This is a genomic window from Paraburkholderia sp. BCC1886 (assembly GCF_900996245.1).
In the GTDB taxonomy this organism is placed as follows: Bacteria; Pseudomonadota; Gammaproteobacteria; order Burkholderiales; family Burkholderiaceae; genus Paraburkholderia.
Window position 1 is genome coordinate 130888 of sequence record NZ_CAAJGK010000041.1, and the last position, 16262, is coordinate 147149.

Genomic DNA, 16262 nt, shown 5'->3' on the forward strand with positions numbered 1-16262 from the left:
GGGTTGGAGGCGGGCGAGCCCATTCCCGAATTCAAGCAATAGGAAGTAATAAAAAGCGCTTGCCGTATTTAATTTCGATTGTTAATCTTGGCAAACTTTAGAGTTTTCACTCAGTAGCACTTACGTCAAAAAGCCAGGTGCAATGACTTAATCCACCGCTTACCGGTTCCAAGGGGATTCAACATGCTGACCGCCACCCTCGATGCTTTCCACACCCCGCCCATCGCGCAATATAACGTTGGCGATGTCGTCACCCTGAAAAACGGCGGTTCACGCATGACGGTCACCTACGTGGGGCCCGTGGCGCTCAATCCTGGGGAATGGCTGGTCTGCGAGTGGTTCGACGAAAATGGCGAACTGCGCCGCGAAATGTTCGCCCCCGTCGACGTACGTGCCGAACCCCGGTCGATTCCTGCCGGGTCGGTGCAATGGAGCCGGGTCGGTCGCGCTGCCTGATTCGGCTTAACGTCGGTTCCAAGCGGTTCTAAGCGGGTCGATGCCGCCCAGCCGCCCAGCCGTCCAGTCGTCCAGCCGTCCAGCCTCCCGGCCGAACTTTCTTCCCGCCAGTTTTTCTACCTGCGCAACTACTTCTGTGAACGGTCGGTCGCCGTGGCGCGTCGTTGCACGCGCGCGAGCAGCGCAGAAGAGAACGCGCGCATCCGTACGACCTTGCGGTTCTGCACCACGTCGCCCGCAATATTCTTCGGCGGATTCGGCTGCAAGGACCAATACAGCGCGAGCAGCCATCCGAATACAGTCCAGCCCAGACATGCGTTGAACAGTGCCAGCGTCAGCACGTCGTGACGTTTGCGCCGGTCCGCAAGCACCGCCGGCAGAAAATACAGCGTCAGTGCGCACAAGGCGGCGACGGCCTGAATCACGACTTGGGCATTCATGACGGGGCTCCCCGAGGCGATCTGAAAAAAACCGAAGCCGCGATTGTCGCGCGATTACGCGTTTTGCGCTGCATTGCGGTAATGACGATGCAAGGACCAGGCGAAGACAACGCGCTCAGGGGTTCAGCCTGCCGCCCATCGGGACTATGATGTTCGCTTCGACCGAAACGAACCGATACGAACGCAAGCGAGCCGCCATCATGATCTCCGACGATACGACCCAACAAGCGCAACGCCTCAATCCCGACACACTCCGCGAGTTCGTCGACCGCAAATGGAACGACGAGATCGTGCCGGCGCTGACCGACTACATCGCGATCCCCGCCAAGAGCCCCGCTTTCGATCCCGAGTGGGTCAAGCACGGCTACCTCGAGCGCGTCATTACCGACGCCGCGCAATGGGCCGAGCAGCAACCGGTGCGCGGCCTGAAACTCGAAGTCATCCGTTTGCCGGGCCGCACGCCGGTCATCTTCTTCGAAACCGCCGCAACCCGTTCGGGCAGCGACGAAACCATCGTGCTGTACGGTCACCTCGACAAACAACCGGAGTTCGACGGCTGGCGCAACGACCTCGGTCCGTGGACGCCGAAGCTCGAGAACGACAAGCTCTACGGCCGCGGCGGCGCAGACGACGGCTACGCCATCTACGCCAGCCTCACGGCGCTGGCGGCACTGGACGCGCAAGGCGTCGAGCGGCCGCGCTGCGTCGGTCTCATCGAAACCTGCGAGGAATCCGGTAGCTACGATCTGCTGCCCTACGTCGATGCGTTGCGCGAGCGGCTTGGCAACGTCGGCCTCGTCGTGTGTCTGGATTCGGGCGCGGGCAATTACGATCAACTGTGGCTCACCACCTCGCTGCGCGGCCTGGTGGCCGGCGACCTGGAAGTGCAGGTGCTCGACGAAGGCATCCACTCGGGCGGCTACGGTGGCATTGCGCCGTCGAGCTTCCGCATCATGCGGCAACTGTTCGACCGGCTGGAAGACTCGGCCAACGGCACGCTTCTGCCAAAAGGTTTTCATTGCCCGATTCCCGCCGACCGTTTGCGCGAAGCCGAAGCGACCGCGCAGATTCTCGGCGACGACGTCTGGAAGAAACTGCCGTGGTCCTGCGGGCAAGACGGCCGTCAGGTCTTGCCGACCACGACCGATCCGCAAGCCGCGCTGTTGAACTCCACGTGGCGTCCGTCGCTATCGGTAACGGGCGCGGCCGGCTTGCCGGCACTCGCCGACGCCGGCAACGTGCTGCGTCCGCGTACGGCGTTCAAGCTGTCGTTGCGCCTGCCGCCGCTCATCGAGGCGGAAAAGGCCGTGGCCGAACTGAAAGCGCTGCTCGAACTGGATCCGCCGTACAACGCGCGCGTAACGTTCAAACCGGATGCGGGCGCGGCGAGCGGCTGGAGCGCGCCGGACCTCGCGCCCTGGCTCGCCACCGCGCTCAACGACGCTTCGCGTGAACACTACGGCGCGGATGTCGCGTACATGGGGCAGGGCGGCACGATCCCGCTCATGAACGTGCTGAAAGAGGGCTTCCCGAAGTCGCAGTTCATGGTGTGCGGCGTGCTCGGCCCGAAGTCGAACGCGCATGGACCGAATGAATTCCTGCATGTGCCGTACGGCAAGAAACTCACGGCGGCGGTGGCCGAGGTCATTGCCGCTGCGCCTTGAGCCAGCGCGTCTGAAAATGAGGAAGCTCAGGCAATCAGCCTGAGTTTCTTCCTGTCCAGCAACCAGCGTTCGAACTCGGCGGCGGGCATGGCCGGCGCATAGCGGTAGCCCTGCACGTATTCCACGCCGAGTCCCTTCATGAACATCTCTTCCTGCTCGGTCTCGATACCTTCGGCCACGACCTTGAAGTGAAGCTCCTGCGCGACCGCCACCATCGAGCGCACCAGCGCCTGCGCCTTGATGTCCGCGTTGATCGAGCGCACGAAGCTGCGATCGAGCTTGATGATGTCGAGCGGAATGCGGCCCAACTGCGACAGCGACGAATAGCCGGTGCCGAAATCGTCCAGATGAACCTGCGCGCCTAGCTGGCGGAACTGCTTGATCAGATCGATGGCCGACGCTTCGTCTTCGATCAGGCAACTCTCGGTGAGCTCGACATCGACGAGACAGGGTGAGAGCCCCGCCTGCTGCAACGCCTCGGCGAATTGCCGGACCACCCCGGTGTCGACCAGCTGACGCGCCGACACATTAATGGCAATGCGCAGGTTATAGCCGTCCGCCTGCCATTTCGCGGCCTGCTGCGCCGCCGTGTGCATGACCCAGCGACCCAGCACGCCGATCAGCCCGGACTCTTCCGCGTAACGGATGAACTCGGCCGGCATGATCTGCCCGCGTTCCGGCGAATTCCAGCGCACCAGCGCTTCGGCGCCCTGCACGACACCGGTGGCGAGCACCAGCTTGGGCTGATAGTGCAGCGTCAGTTGCCCTTCGTCGAGACCGCGCCGCAAGTTGGTGTCGAGCCACATGTACTCGGCGACCTTGCGGTTCATGTCCGGCGAGAACACGCGATGCGTGCGCTTGCCGGCGTCTTTGGCGACGTACATGGCGGTGTCGGCCGACCGGATCAGCGACTCCAGGTCTGCGCCGTGTTCGGGGTAGCGCGCGATGCCGATCGAGCAGCCGGTGTACACCTCGACGAGTCCAAGACTGAACGGCGTGCGCATGCGTTCGAGAATGCGCTGCGCCGTGGCTTCGAGTTCGTGCGCGGTGCCCGGCGCGGCGAGCACGATGAATTCGTCGCCGCCCAGCCGCGCGAGCGCGTCGCCCTCGTTCAGACAGGTGCGGATGGCCGCCGACACATCGCGGATCAACGCGTCGCCGAACACGTGCCCGTAGTGGTCGTTGACCTTCTTGAAGTTGTCGAGATCGAGATACAGCACGCCGACCGCCTGGTTCGGACCGGCTTTGCCGATGGCGGCCTGGATTTCGTCCTGAATTGCGTTGCGATTGGCGAGGCCGGTGAGCGAATCGGTATTGGCCAGTTCGCGCAGCCGTTTTTGCGCGAGCCGTTCTTCGGTGATGTCCGTACCCGAGCAGATCAGAAACTGTTCGTCGACGCCGCTGCCGCTCTGCACGAACTTGTTGCGAAACAGAAAGAGCCGTTCGCCGCGCAAGGTGTTCACGCGCCGCTCGACTTCATACGAGACGCCGAGCCGGAAGAAGCTGGCGATGTTTTCGCTGGAGGCGAGGCCGTCTTCGGTGGACATGAACAGCGCCCACAGATTGCGGCCGATGATGTCTTCTTCCTTGACGCCGGTGAGTTCTTCCGCGAGCCGATTGAAACGCTGGATGCGGCTGTGCTTGTCGACGATCACCACCACCGAGTTGACTTCCGACACCACCTGCTCGGCGAACGCGAGACCAGCGACCAGATCGCGGGCGACGGCCACGGTGTCGTCGTAGGCGGACGCGGTGCCGCCCCAGCTGCGGCCGCTGAGTTTCTTGCCGACCAGATGCAGGGTTAGCGGTTGCCCGGCCCATTGCACGCTGATGACCAGGTGCGAGGTGACGCCGGTAAGTGCGCGAATCTGCGCGGCCTGCGCGGGAGTCAGGGCGATGGAGTCGGCAGCAGCGGTTTCTGCCGTGGCTGCGGGCGCGGCGTTTTCATGGGCGACATCCGGCTCGACCGCAACGGACGTGAGTTCGAGTACATCGATGTCGATAGACAGACGCCAGCAAGGGCTGCTCGTGCCGAACCGCGCAAGGAGCACCGGCTCGTGATGGTCGTCATTCATGAAATCCCCGGGCGATGTGTGCCGATGGCCGCCATGCAGGCCGGCAGGCAGCAAACAGTCTATTTAAACGCAGACTGGCCCCATTGTATCGAAGCGTTTGACATTTCGGCTTATAAACAATTTAACGGTAAGGGCTGCTGTAACTTGAATGATTTTCTGGCTTTTTTCTACAGCATTAAATCGATGCGCTTTGAATGCGGGAAGCAAATGCGGGAAGCAATAAAAGCCTAAAAGCGCCGTGCCAGCCACGCCCGCGCCTGCTCCCGCGCGACCGGGCTTGCATCAACCGACGCGTCGAACCAGAACGTACCACCAATTAAAGTCGCGATGATGATGCCGTCACGATAAAGAATGCGATTACCCGCGACGGCCGGCACCCGGTCGCCGACCAGCAGCGTTCCGGCTAGATTCAGCGGATCGGAGCCGGCGACGCAGACGAAAGCACCGTCGTTCGCATGACGCCGCACTTCGCGCAGCAACGGAATCGCCTCGGGCAACGCGAACTGCTCGCCGGCGAGGCCGTCGACGAAACGGCCGCCGCGAATCACGCCGCGCGCTTCGAGCCGCTGGAACACCCGCAGCAGATCGCGCCATGGCGGCAACCATTCGGCTTCGCGTTCGAGCAGACGCCAGAACACCACGCCGTAACGGCGCAGGAGCGTCATCGCCACGTGTTCGAGCACGTCGGGCGGCCATTGGCGACGCCGGCCCGGCGTTTCCTGCGCAACTGCCGCTGTATCGGCGGCCGTGCGCCGGCTCACCAGCGCCCAGCGCCCCGCGTCGTCCATGCCGCCGATCAGCGCGCTTCCCCGCGCGCGCCGGCCGCCGCCGAAAGCCTGGCGTTTGGCCGCGGGTTTCAGCAAGGCACGCAAACCCGCGAAGCTGTCGGAGTTCACGAGACCGGCGGCGACCAGTTCGCCGAGGGCGCTCTCGAGCTCCATGCGCAGTACCCGAACTTCGCTCAGCAATTCGTCGAAGAACATCGCGCCGTGTTCCGCCAGCGCGTCGTACACGCTCTGTGCGCGCGCCGACAGTTCAACCTGCCGCGACGCGTCGAGCAGCGCGCTCCATACGCGAACCTGGCCGCGCGGCAGCAAGACGATCGGCGTACTGCGCACGGGGCCCGCCGCGCTGCGCGCGCGTTCCGTCAGGCGGGTCCAGACGATCTTGCCGGCGCGGCACAATTCGTCGAGCGACGCGTTGGCGTAGGCCTGCACGCGCGCCGGCAAGATGTCTTCCTCCCATGCGCCGGCCGCCGCCTGGAAGCCTTCGAGTTGCGCCAGCACCGCGGCCAGCGCGTCGCGTCCTTCGCTGCGGGTCGCGGGCGTCAGATGCTGCCACTCGAACAGAAACCGCATGAAGTCGTGGCGCTGAACCGGCTCGATCTCGCGGCGCAGACGCTTCACCGTATAGCGATGAATCCGCGCCAGCAGATGACGCTCGCACCATTCTTCCTCGTCGGCCTGCGGCGTGAAGCGGCCGCGCATTACGTAGCCTTCGGCTTCTAGGCGTGTCAGCGTCTGCTCGACCGTGGCGGTTGGCAGGCGCAGTGCGGACGCAATCACGCGCGCCGGCAGCGGACCGAAGCCGGTCAGCCGCGCACGCAGTACGTCGAGTAGTGCGTCGCCAGCCTCCCAGTGCTCGGCATAGCCCGGCGGCGCGGCGATGGCCGGAGCGAACGGCGCGTCGGGGTAGAGCGCCTGGAAACAGGTGAGGCGTTCGGCCGGCACCCACAGCGCATCGCCATCGCCGCCATCGCCGCCATCGTCGCCGATCAGAAAGCGCGTCGCGCGGCCCGAGCCTGCGAGCGAGTCGAGCCACGCCCGCCACTGCGTGCCGCTCTCTGTCGCGGCATCGAATCCGCCACCCGAACGGGCTTCCGCTTCGGTGATGCAGGCGAGGCTGCTGAGCGCTTCATGCATCTCGTCCACGTTGCGCGCTTGCGGCCAGGCCTCGTCGCGCACGCTGTCGATAGCGCCGGGATCGAGCGCGCCGAGATCGTCGGGACTCGCGGGGTCGGTCCAGCGGCGCGCAAGCACCGCTTGCGTACGGCGTTCCTCGATCGGCGCATCGTCGAGATAGGCGTACGGCTTCGCGTTCAGAATCTCGGCCGCAAGCGGCGAGGGCGCCGGCAGATCGCGCGCGATCAGACGCACGTCGCCGGCTTCGATCCGGCGCAACAGCGCGAGCCATCCTGTGCTGTCCATCGCCTCGTGCAGACAGTCGTCGACGGTTTGATCCACCAGCGGATGGTGCGGCACTTCGCGTTCGCCGACCACGTTCTCGAGACACGCGGCCTGCTCGGGGAACACGCTCGTCAGCAGATCTTCGCTGCGCATCCGCTGCAGTTGCGGCGCGGTTTTACGCCCCCCGGTGTAACGCGGCAGACCGAGCGCGGTGGTCGCGTTCCAGCGCCAGCGCACGCCGAACAACGGCGCGTCGAGCAGCGCCTGGATCAGCAGATGCTCGGCGCTATTCGAATGCAGATAGCGCCACACCTCGTCGAGCACGAACGAGTGACTGCCGGTCAGCGACAGCACGATCGCGTCTTCGGTCGCGGCCGCTTGTAGTTCGAAGTTGAACGCACGGCAGAAGCGCTTGCGAAGCGCCAGACCCCACGCGCGATTCACCCGGCTGCCGAACGGCGCATGAATGACGAGCTGGGTGCCGCCGGATTCGTCGAAGAAGCGCTCCATCACCAGCGTGTCCTGGGTCGGCAACGCGCCGAGCGCGGCCCGCGCACGCGCCAGATACTCGACGATCTGCCGGGCGGCGCCTTCGTCGAGACCGAGTGCGCCGATGAGCCAGTCGATGGCCTGGTCCAGGCGAGCGGTCATCACGGCGGCGTCGACTTCGACGGCGGCTTCGACTGCGGCTTCGACGGCGGCTTCGACGCCGTTAGCCGCGAGCGGCTCTGCTTCACCATCGAGCACGCGTCCGACCGCCTCGCGCAGCCGCGCGACGCCGAACGACAGTTCGTCGCTGCGCCCCGGCGCTTCGCCGAGCCAGAACGGAATGTTCGGCGGTTGTCCCTGCGCGTCCTCGACGCGCACGCGTCCGCTCTCGATCCGCAGAATCCGGTACGACGCATTGCCGAGCTGGAACACGTCGCCCGCCAGACTCTCCACCGCGAAATCTTCGTTGACCGTGCCGATCTGCATGGCCTGCGGTTCGAGCATCACCGCGTAATCGGCATTCTCGGGAATCGTGCCGCCCGAGGTGACGGCCACCAGCTTGCCGCCGCGCCGTCCGCGCAAGGTACCGCTCACGACATCGCGATGCACGTACGCGCCGCGCGGTCCGTTGCGGCTCGTATAACCTTCGGCGAGCATGCGCAGCACGGCGTCGTATTGTTCGCGCGACAGGTCGCTGTAAGGCGCGGCTCGGCGCATCAGGTCGAACAGTTCGTCTTCGCGCCATTCGGCGCTCGATACTTCGGCGACGATCTGCTGTGCCAGTACGTCGAGCGGCGCGTGCGGAATGCGCAGCGCGTCGAGTTCGCCGCGCCGCACGCAATCGAGCAGCGCCGCGCATTCGAGCAGATCGTCGCGTGAAGTCGGAAACAGCCGTCCCTTCGGCGTGCCGCCGACGTGATGGCCCGAACGTCCGACGCGCTGCAGGAACGGCGCGATTGCGCGGGGCGAGCCCAACTGGCAGACCAGATCGACGTCGCCGATATCGATGCCCAGTTCCAGCGACGCCGTCGCGATCAGCACGCGCAACTCGCCGCGCTTCAGACGCTGCTCGGCTTCGAAGCGATGTTCCTTCGCGAGACTGCCGTGATGCGCGGCGACATTCTCTTTACCGAGGCGGTCCGTGAGATGCCGCGCGACGCGTTCGGCCATGCGGCGGGTGTTGACGAAAATCAGCGTGGTGCGATGCAGGGCGACCAGTTCGGCGAGGCGGTCGTAGACGCGCTCCCACACTTCGTTCGGCATGACCGCTTCGAGCGGCACGGGCGGAATTTCCAGCGCGAGGTCGCGCTCGCGGGTATGGCCGACGTCGATGATCGCGCAGTCCGCGGGCGTCGCGCTGTCGACCGGCGCGCCGCCCACCAGAAAGCGCGCCACCGCGCTGACGGGCTTTTGCGTGGCCGACAGGCCGATGCGCGGCAAGCGTCGCTGACACAGTGCATCGAGCCGTTCGAGACTGAGCGCGAGATGACTGCCGCGCTTGCTGCCGGCGAGCGCGTGAATTTCATCGACGATCACCGTGCGGACCGTCGCCAGCATGCGTCGGCCGGAATCCGAACCGAGCAGCACGTAGAGCGACTCCGGCGTGGTGACGAGAATGTGCGGCGCGCGTTTTTTCAGCGCGTTGCGCTCCTGTTGGGTGGTGTCGCCGGTGCGCACGGCCGTGCGGATGTCGAGCGGCGGCAGACCGCGTTCCACCAGTTCGTGCGAGATGCCCGCGAGGGGCACCTGCAGGTTCAGGCGGATGTCGTTGGACAGCGCCTTCAGCGGCGACACGTAGACCACGAGCGTTTCGTCGGGCAGCACGCCGCCCCTGGCGAGACCCTGCTGGACCAGATCGTCGAGTGCGGAGAGAAACGCGGTGAGCGTCTTGCCCGAGCCGGTCGGCGCGGCCACGAGCGTGGAGCGGCCGCGGCGGATTTCCGGCCATGCGGCGGCCTGGGCGTCGGTGGGCGTGTGGAACGTATTGCGGAACCAGTGAGCGACGGCGGGGTGGAAGCCGTCGAGCACCGTCGCGGCGGCGCCCGGATCGCTCTGGCCTGGCTTGCGCGCGACACGCTTCCTGGCGGGTTTTACCGCCGTTGGGGACGAGGCCGCGCGTGCCGCGCGTGCGGGGGTCGAAGCCGAAGTCATGCGTGCGTAGTTGGGGGCGCGGTCCGCCAAAACCAGAGGACCGCCGATCCGCGTCGCGAAGAAAGCCGAACGGTCTTTCTACCAGACCCAGCGCACGCCTGCATCGCCCGTCACCGTGCGTTGATGCGCGCCGCCCAGGTTGGTGATCCAGCCGAGCGTCGCAAACACGCTGCCCGACGCGCTGAACTGACCCACGACGCCCGCGCCGAGTTGCGCGGCGGTTTGTCCGACGCTGCCCGGAACGACCGTGCCGCCGCCGAACGTGAGCTTGTCGTCGGCGCCGAACGTGCGCAGGAAACTGACGCGCAGATAAGGCCGCCACGCGGTGGCAAGCGCATCGAAGTGGCCTTGCAGACGCGCACCGATGCGCCCGACGAAGGTGTTGCCGCTATTGAAGCCGACCGTCGAGACGCCGTCGTTCAGATCCGATAGCGAGAGATGCTGCCACACGAGTTGTGCTTGCGGCTCGAGCGTCAGGCCGGCGCCGAGCGGAATCGGCAGGCCCGCTTCGAGCGAGCCGGTCACGGCATTGCCGTGCGTCGTGGCGCCAATGCCGTCGCGCGACGAAGGATCGACGGTGAGCGTGCTGCCCATCAGCACCGCGTCCGTGTACCAGCCGCTCGGGCCGATATGCGTCCAGTAGCCCCCGAGGCTGTAGGCATTGATCGCCAGATGGCCGACCGGCAGTTGCGGCATGCCGAGCGCGAAACCGTCGACGTCGCCGGTGGCCCGTGCGAAGCCGACGAACAGACCGTAGTGGTTACGCTGGCCGCTTGCGCTGCGATCCGCGTAAAAATCCTGGCCCGCCTGCGCGCCATAGACCGAACCGTCGAATTGCGGACTCGCCGCGCCGTCCTGACTCAGCACGCTGTGACCGCCCCATACTCGCCCCCACGCTGCAGGCAGGGTGCCTCGCTGGTTCAGCAAAGACTGGTCGCCGAGGCGGTCGTGGAAGGTGTCGATCTGCAACAGACCGAGTTCGCGCGCGACGCCGGGCGCTGCGGCATACACCGGCACTTCGACGCGGTAGAGCGGAGTCGGGGCCGCGCCTGCTGCGGCAGCCGCAGGCAAAGGCGCGGTGCCGGCCGCGGCGAGCGGCACGCCGGGAATGGCGGCGGCCGGTTCGCCAGGCAGGGTGGGTGTAGTGGGTGTAGTGGGCGTGATCGGCGTGGTCGGCGTCGTACCGGCCGGCAGCGGCGCGACCGTGTTGCGCAGATACCAGTTGTTCGTGGTCCCGCCGCTTACCCCGCCTTGAGCGAGATAGTAGGAATACGCGCCGGCCTTGACCGGCGTGGCCAGCGTGAATGCGCTAGAAGCCGTGGTCGCACCGTTGCTGGCCTGAACCAGTTCGATGCCGTCGGCGACCGTTTGCGCGCCCTGGCCGCCGACGTTCGTCACCTGCAGTCGCGTCGAGCCGCTCGCATTACCGCCGTTCAGCACGAGCCGGTCGGATGCCGCGCCATCTCCCGCGACGACCGTGTTCAAGCCGATGCTGCCGTTTTGCCCGACATAGTTGCCGGTCACGTTGAGGCGGTTACCCACGCCCGAACCCGTCGAACCGATGGCCACCGCGCCCGCGTTGACGAGCGATCCGTCGATCGAGAACGCGCCGTTGCCCTGGCTCGCGAGCGACGCCAACGTGTTCGCCACCGCCAGCGTGCCATTGTTCGTCACGGTGCCGGAGACGCGGCCGTAGCCGCCGAGCGTCGCGCCGGTTGCGATATCCACACCGCCGCCGCCCGCCAGCGCGGCGTTCGTGTGCGCCGCGTCGCCCACTGCGAGCGTGCCTGCGCCGAGCGTCGTCGCTCCGGTGTAACTGCTGACGCCGGTCATCAGCAAGCGGCCGCTGCCGGCTTTGGTCAAGCCGCCCGCGCCGCCGATTCCTTGCGTGAGCGTGCTGTCGAACGATTGCGTATCGAAGGTGCCGCCGCCCGCGCCCAACGTGATCGCGCGCGTGCCGGCGAGATCGAAGGCCGCGTTCCATTGCAGCGTGCCGGTGTCGAGCGCGAGCGCGCCGGACGGTCCACCGAGCGCGTTGTCGGCCGCTACGGCCAGCGTGCCCTGGTTGATGGCCGTGCCGCCGGTGTAGGTGTTGCCAGTCGTTACAACGGGCGCAAGCGTCAACACGCCTGCACCGGTTTTCTCCACCGCGCCGGTCCCGCCAATCGTCCCCGAGTAGGTGCCCGCGCCATCCTGAGCGAAACGTACGAGTCCGTTGTCGGTCACGCTGGCCGGCAGGCTTTGCGCATTCGCCTGCAAGGTCGCGCCGCTATCGACGAGCGCCGTCGCCGACGCGCCCAGCGTGCCGGTGAGATTCAGCGTGCCGGTCTGTACGTGCGCGAGCGTGAAGTCGCCGCTACCGGTCCAGTTCCACACGCTGCCTTGCATCAGCAGGGTGCCGAAACTGGTGAACGCGTTCGCGGCGGTCCCCGTGCCTTGCAAGGTGACCGTGTTGGAACCGCCTCCGCCATTCGCGGTGCCGACGATTTGCGAGCCGGTTTGCAGGATCAACGCATCGTTGCCGCCGCCCATCGTGATGGCGGTACCCACGCCGCTCTGCACGAGTCCCGCGTTGATCACGGTGCTATTGCCGTTCAGCGTGCGAATGCCCGAACCGTTCTGGCTGACGATCGTGCCGCCCGCGAGATTCTGGATCGTCGCCACGAAGCTCGAGCCCGCCGTGTTGGAGAACACGGCATCCGAGCCGCTGCCGCTCGCGGTGATCGTGCCGCTGTTGATCAGCTGGTCGTTGTTGCCTTGCAGATAGGCGGTGGGACTCGCCGCGCCGCTCGTCGCGAGCGTGCCGCTGTTCTGGATCGTGCCGCTGCCGCCGAGGATGGATGCCGCGCGCGCGTTGCTGCCGGTGGTCGTGACGGTGCCGCTGTTAATCAGGGTGTTGTTCGACTGACCGACATTGGTTTGTCCCCACGCGGCGGTCATTCCATACGCGTTGGGGCCGGCCGTGCCGATAGTGCCGCGATTGATCAGCGTGTTGTTGCTGCCGTTGGCGGCAAGCCCGTCGTTGAACGCGCCGCTCGTGGTGATCGTGGCCCCGCCTGCATTGGTGATCTGATTGCCGTTGCCCGTGCCGAGCAACACGGCGCCGCGTGCCGTGCCGGTACTGCCGCTGCCGGTCAGTGAGAAGGTGCCGCTGCTCGCGAGCGTGCTGTTGGTATCGACGCTGAAGGCCACCGCCGTTGCGCTCCGGACGAAATTACCGGAGCCGGTGTTGTCGATGCCGATTGTGACGCCAGTACTACCGGTTTGGGCATTCACCGCGGCGAGTCCGCTACCGCTGCACGCGACCGTCGTATTCGATGGCGGCGCGGAACTGCTGCAGGCCGCCATGGCTGACGGAGTGAAAGCTCTCGACAGCAACACGACGCTGCCGAGGCCGATGCCAACACGCTTCTTCATATGTGGTCCTCGAGAAAGGATGTGCACCATACGAGCGGACTGGACCGACTTATACACGCCTTACGAAAAATTTCCAAACCCGCCTCGCGCTGCGCGATCCGGTGCACTGCAGTACTCTGTACGGCTCACGCAGTCACGAATCCCCTACATCGACGATGGAGTCTTCACGATGCGATACAACCAGTTGGGCCGTACCGGTACTTTTGTTTCCGAGCTTTGTCTTGGCACCATGACGTTCGGCGGCGGCACGGGCATGTGGAAGCAGATCGGCGATCTGCAGCAGGCGGACGCCGAACGGCTGGTCGGGCGCGCACTCGACGCCGGCATCAATTTCATCGATACCGCCGACGTGTATGCGGAAGGTCTTTCCGAACAGATCACCGGTCAGGCGCTGAAGAACCTCAAGGTGCCGCGCGACAAGGTGGTGGTCGCCACCAAGGTGTTCGGGCCGACCGCGGAATTTGCGAACGCGCGCGGCGCGTCGCGGGTGCATATCATCGACGGCATCAAGGCAAGCCTGAAACGCCTGCAGCTCGATCATGTCGACCTCTACCAGATTCATGGTTTCGATCCGGCCACGCCGATAGAAGAAACGGTGCGTGCGCTCGACACGCTGGTGCAGCACGGTCATGTCCGCTATGTCGGCGTGTCGAACTGGGCCGCGTGGCAGATCGTCAAGGCGTTGGGCATTGCCGAACGTCTTGGCCTCGCGCGCTTCGAAACGCTGCAGGCGTATTACACGCTGGCCGGGCGCGATCTCGAACGCGAACTGGTGCCGATGCTGGAAAGCGAAGGCCTGGGTTTGATGGTCTGGAGCCCGCTGGCGGGCGGTCTGCTCAGCGGCAAATATGGGCGCGATCAACAGGGCGAGGCGGGCAGCCGTCGCGCAACTTTCGATTTTCCGCCGGTGGACCGCGAGCGCGCATACGACTGCATCGATGCGATGCGGCCCATCGCGGAGTCGAAGAACGTGTCGGTTGCGCAGGTTGCGCTGGCCTGGCTACTGCATCGGCGAGTCGTGAGTTCTGTGATTGTCGGCGCGAAGAAAATCGAGCAGCTCGACGACAATATCGCGGCCACCGGCGTGACGTTCAGCGACGAAGAACTGGCGAAGCTCGACCAGGTCAGCGTGTTGCCGGCCGAGTATCCCGGCTGGATGTTGTCGCGTCAGGGCGAACCGCGCCGCAAGCAACTCGACGAATCGCGTCACGGCACGCAATGACGGACGTGCCCGGTGTGCGGGGTGGCGGCTCAGGCCGATAGCTAGTCGCCGGCCTTGGCCGGCTTGTCGAACCAGCGCTCTTCGATCCACGCCATCAACCACGCCACCAGCAGCGCGCAGACCGTGCCGAGCGTCACTTCGCCGAGCCGCAACAACGCTTTGTCCCACGCCGGGCCGATGCCCGGCACCAGCATCATGATGGTCGCGGTAATGCCGCCGAGGCGCGCCGCGCTACCCACGTTGAGCATCCAGCAGATGACGATGGCGATCGCCACCGTCGCCGCGTAGGCGGCGAAATAATCATGGCCGATCGTCACGCCGGCGAGTCCGCAGACGCCGCCGACCATCGCGCCTAGAAACTGGTCGCGCGACAGCTTGCGCGTGTCGACGTAACTGTGCTGACTGACCGCGATTGCCGTGATCGCCGCCCAGAATGCCTGTTGCGTATGCAACGCGCGGCCAATGGTAAAAGCGAGACTGGCGCCGACGACGGCCTGAATCGCCATCACGGCGCCTTCGGCCATCCGTTCGCCGAGCGGCAGCGATTTCAGATAGGCGAATAGCGATGCCGTGGCGTTCGCTCTGGCCGAATGGCGTGGGTTGTCGGGTGAGTTCATTGAGTGACGTTCGATGCAGTGCAGCAGAAAGAGCCGTAGTCTAGCGGCTCCGAATTACACGCGCTCTACGGTGCGGTGTCGTTCCGACAGGCCGCGCTGGGCTCGCGCCGCGCTTTGCATTGCTCAATGTTCACCGCTACGCAGCCGGTGATACCAGTTCATCAGCGGCGTGGCCGACACACCGTGAATCACCACCGACGCCGCCACGACCGTCAACGCAAGCGGCACAAGCGGCTTCACAGCGGCGATCGGCCCATATTCCAGCGCGTAGGCGAGGTAATAGAACGAGCCGATGCCGCGTATGCCGAACCAGCTCATCAGACGGCGCTGGGTCGGTGTGGCACTCGAGCCCAGCAGCGACAGTTCCACGGAAATGGGTCGCACCACGACGAACAGCGCGATGGTCAGCGCGACGGTTTGCCACGTGAACAGCGGACCGACCCAGGTGGCCAGCACGTTGCCGACCATCGCCATGACCGCGACTTCGGCAATACGCTCGAGTTCGATAGTGAAGCCGAGCACCGATTCCGTCATGAACGCATGCGCCTTGCTCGGATTCGCCGCGGTCGCATCGACGTCTTCCGAGTCGACCGTGCCGATGGTCTTGCGGGCCGACACGTCGCCGCTCGCACGATGCTCGACGCGGCGCATCGCGACGCCTGCCGCGAAGACGGCGAGAAAGCCATAGGTATGTAAAAGCTGCGCCGCGCCGAACGAAAGTTCGATCAGTCCGAGCGCAAAGAACCCTTCGAGTCCCAGCGCCTGGGCGTGCCGGGTGCGCAACCAAGTGACCGCATGGGTCGTCGCCCAACCGAGCAGGCCGCCGATCACGATGGCGCCCGCCACGCCCCATACGATGCTGCCGGCCAGCGCCAGCGTGAAGACCTGACCGGCGGGCGCATCCGGTGTCAGGCAGAGCGCGAGGCCGAGCATTGCGAAGGGCAACGCGATGCCGTCGTTCAGACCGCCTTCGCCGGAAAGCGCGAAGCGCAGCAGGTCGTGATCGCCCGGGTTGTGCACCTGCACATCGTGAGCGAGGACGGGGTCGGTGGGCGCGAGGATCGATGCGAGCAGCAGCGCGGGACCCCAGCCGAGACCGAGCACGTAGACGCCGAACAGCGTCAGCAACGGAATAGTCGCGAGCATTGCGAGAAAGCCGAGCCGCAGCGGCACCGTCCACAGCGTGTCGAGGATGCCGAGACGCAAGCGCAGGCCGATAGCAAAAAGCGAAACCAGCAGCGCGACTTCGGTGATCATGCGTAGCAGATGCGCATCGGCCACCATGTCGAGTTGCAGCAGGCCGATGCCCGCCGGCCCGAGCACAAAGCCGAACGCCAGGTAGAACATGGCGGCGCTGACGGGCAGGCGTCGCAGGGTCGTCGCCGCAATGCCCATGAAAACGAGCACCGCGCCGACGATCAGGAACCAGAGTGTTTCGTGCATGAGTATCCGTTGAAGGCCGGCAGGCGTTGTGCGCATGCGTGGCCGATTAAACCATGGGCGCGCCGGCTGGCGTCGCCTTTATTCGCCGGGCGGCAGTGCGCC

Annotated in this window: 10 protein-coding genes; 4 read left to right on the top strand and 6 right to left on the bottom strand. The window is 65.6% G+C overall.

All coding sequences use genetic code 11. The features are described 5' to 3' along the window. Window positions 1-183: 183 nt before the first annotated feature. Window positions 184-456, top strand: a complete 273-nt coding sequence (locus FQ746_RS10460) for a YodC family protein (RefSeq protein WP_144109141.1) — start codon at window positions 184-186, stop codon at window positions 454-456. 128 nt (window positions 457-584) lie between these two features. Here FQ746_RS10460 and FQ746_RS10465 read toward each other — a convergent pair whose 3' ends face one another. After that, on the bottom strand, window positions 585-896 hold the full coding sequence (locus tag FQ746_RS10465; protein ID WP_144109143.1) for a superinfection immunity protein: 312 nt from the start codon (window positions 894-896) through the stop codon (window positions 585-587). Between the two features lie 200 nt (window positions 897-1096). Here FQ746_RS10465 and FQ746_RS10470 point away from each other — a divergent pair, with 200 nt between their 5' ends. Next, window positions 1097-2560 carry a M20 family metallopeptidase gene (locus FQ746_RS10470; protein ID WP_144109145.1) on the top strand — a complete coding sequence of 488 codons (1464 nt, stop codon included), beginning with the start codon at window positions 1097-1099 and terminating at the stop codon, window positions 2558-2560. Window positions 2561-2586: 26 nt separating this feature from the next. Here the strand turns inward: FQ746_RS10470 and pdeR are convergent, their stop codons facing one another. After that, window positions 2587-4635 carry a cyclic di-GMP phosphodiesterase gene (pdeR, locus tag FQ746_RS10475; protein WP_144109147.1) on the bottom strand — a complete coding sequence of 683 codons (2049 nt, stop codon included), beginning with the start codon at window positions 4633-4635 and terminating at the stop codon, window positions 2587-2589. Here pdeR and FQ746_RS10480 point away from each other — a divergent pair. Further along, window positions 4618-4866 (top strand): hypothetical protein, encoded by a 249-nt coding sequence (locus tag FQ746_RS10480; protein WP_144109149.1) that lies wholly within the window; start codon window positions 4618-4620, stop codon window positions 4864-4866. The genes pdeR and FQ746_RS10480 overlap by 18 nt on opposite strands. Here the strand turns inward: FQ746_RS10480 and FQ746_RS10485 are convergent. Both FQ746_RS10485 and FQ746_RS10490 read right to left on the bottom strand, forming a co-directional pair. Beyond that, entirely contained in the window at window positions 4863-9461 is a 4599-nt protein-coding gene (locus FQ746_RS10485; RefSeq protein WP_144109151.1) for a DEAD/DEAH box helicase, read from the bottom strand. The two genes, FQ746_RS10480 and FQ746_RS10485, sit on opposite strands and share 4 nt — an antisense overlap. A 78-nt stretch (window positions 9462-9539) precedes the next feature. Continuing rightward, window positions 9540-12878, bottom strand: a complete 3339-nt coding sequence (locus FQ746_RS10490) for an autotransporter domain-containing protein (RefSeq protein WP_144109153.1) — start codon at window positions 12876-12878, stop codon at window positions 9540-9542. A 169-nt stretch (window positions 12879-13047) separates the two neighbouring features. Here FQ746_RS10490 and FQ746_RS10495 point away from each other — a divergent pair, with 169 nt between their 5' ends. Next, window positions 13048-14100, top strand: coding sequence for an aldo/keto reductase (locus FQ746_RS10495; RefSeq protein ID WP_144109155.1), 1053 nt, complete (start codon window positions 13048-13050; stop codon window positions 14098-14100). Between the two features lie 41 nt (window positions 14101-14141). Here FQ746_RS10495 and FQ746_RS10500 read toward each other — a convergent pair whose 3' ends face one another. Then, complete coding sequence (locus FQ746_RS10500; RefSeq protein ID WP_144109157.1) at window positions 14142-14717, bottom strand: FUSC family protein; 576 nt, start codon at window positions 14715-14717, stop codon at window positions 14142-14144. Window positions 14718-14840: 123 nt separating this feature from the next. Next, the gene (locus FQ746_RS10505) at window positions 14841-16160 is read right to left on the bottom strand and encodes a cation:proton antiporter (RefSeq protein ID WP_144109159.1); all 1320 of its coding nucleotides are present in this window, start codon (window positions 16158-16160) and stop codon (window positions 14841-14843) included. Window positions 16161-16262: the final 102 nt, after the last annotated feature.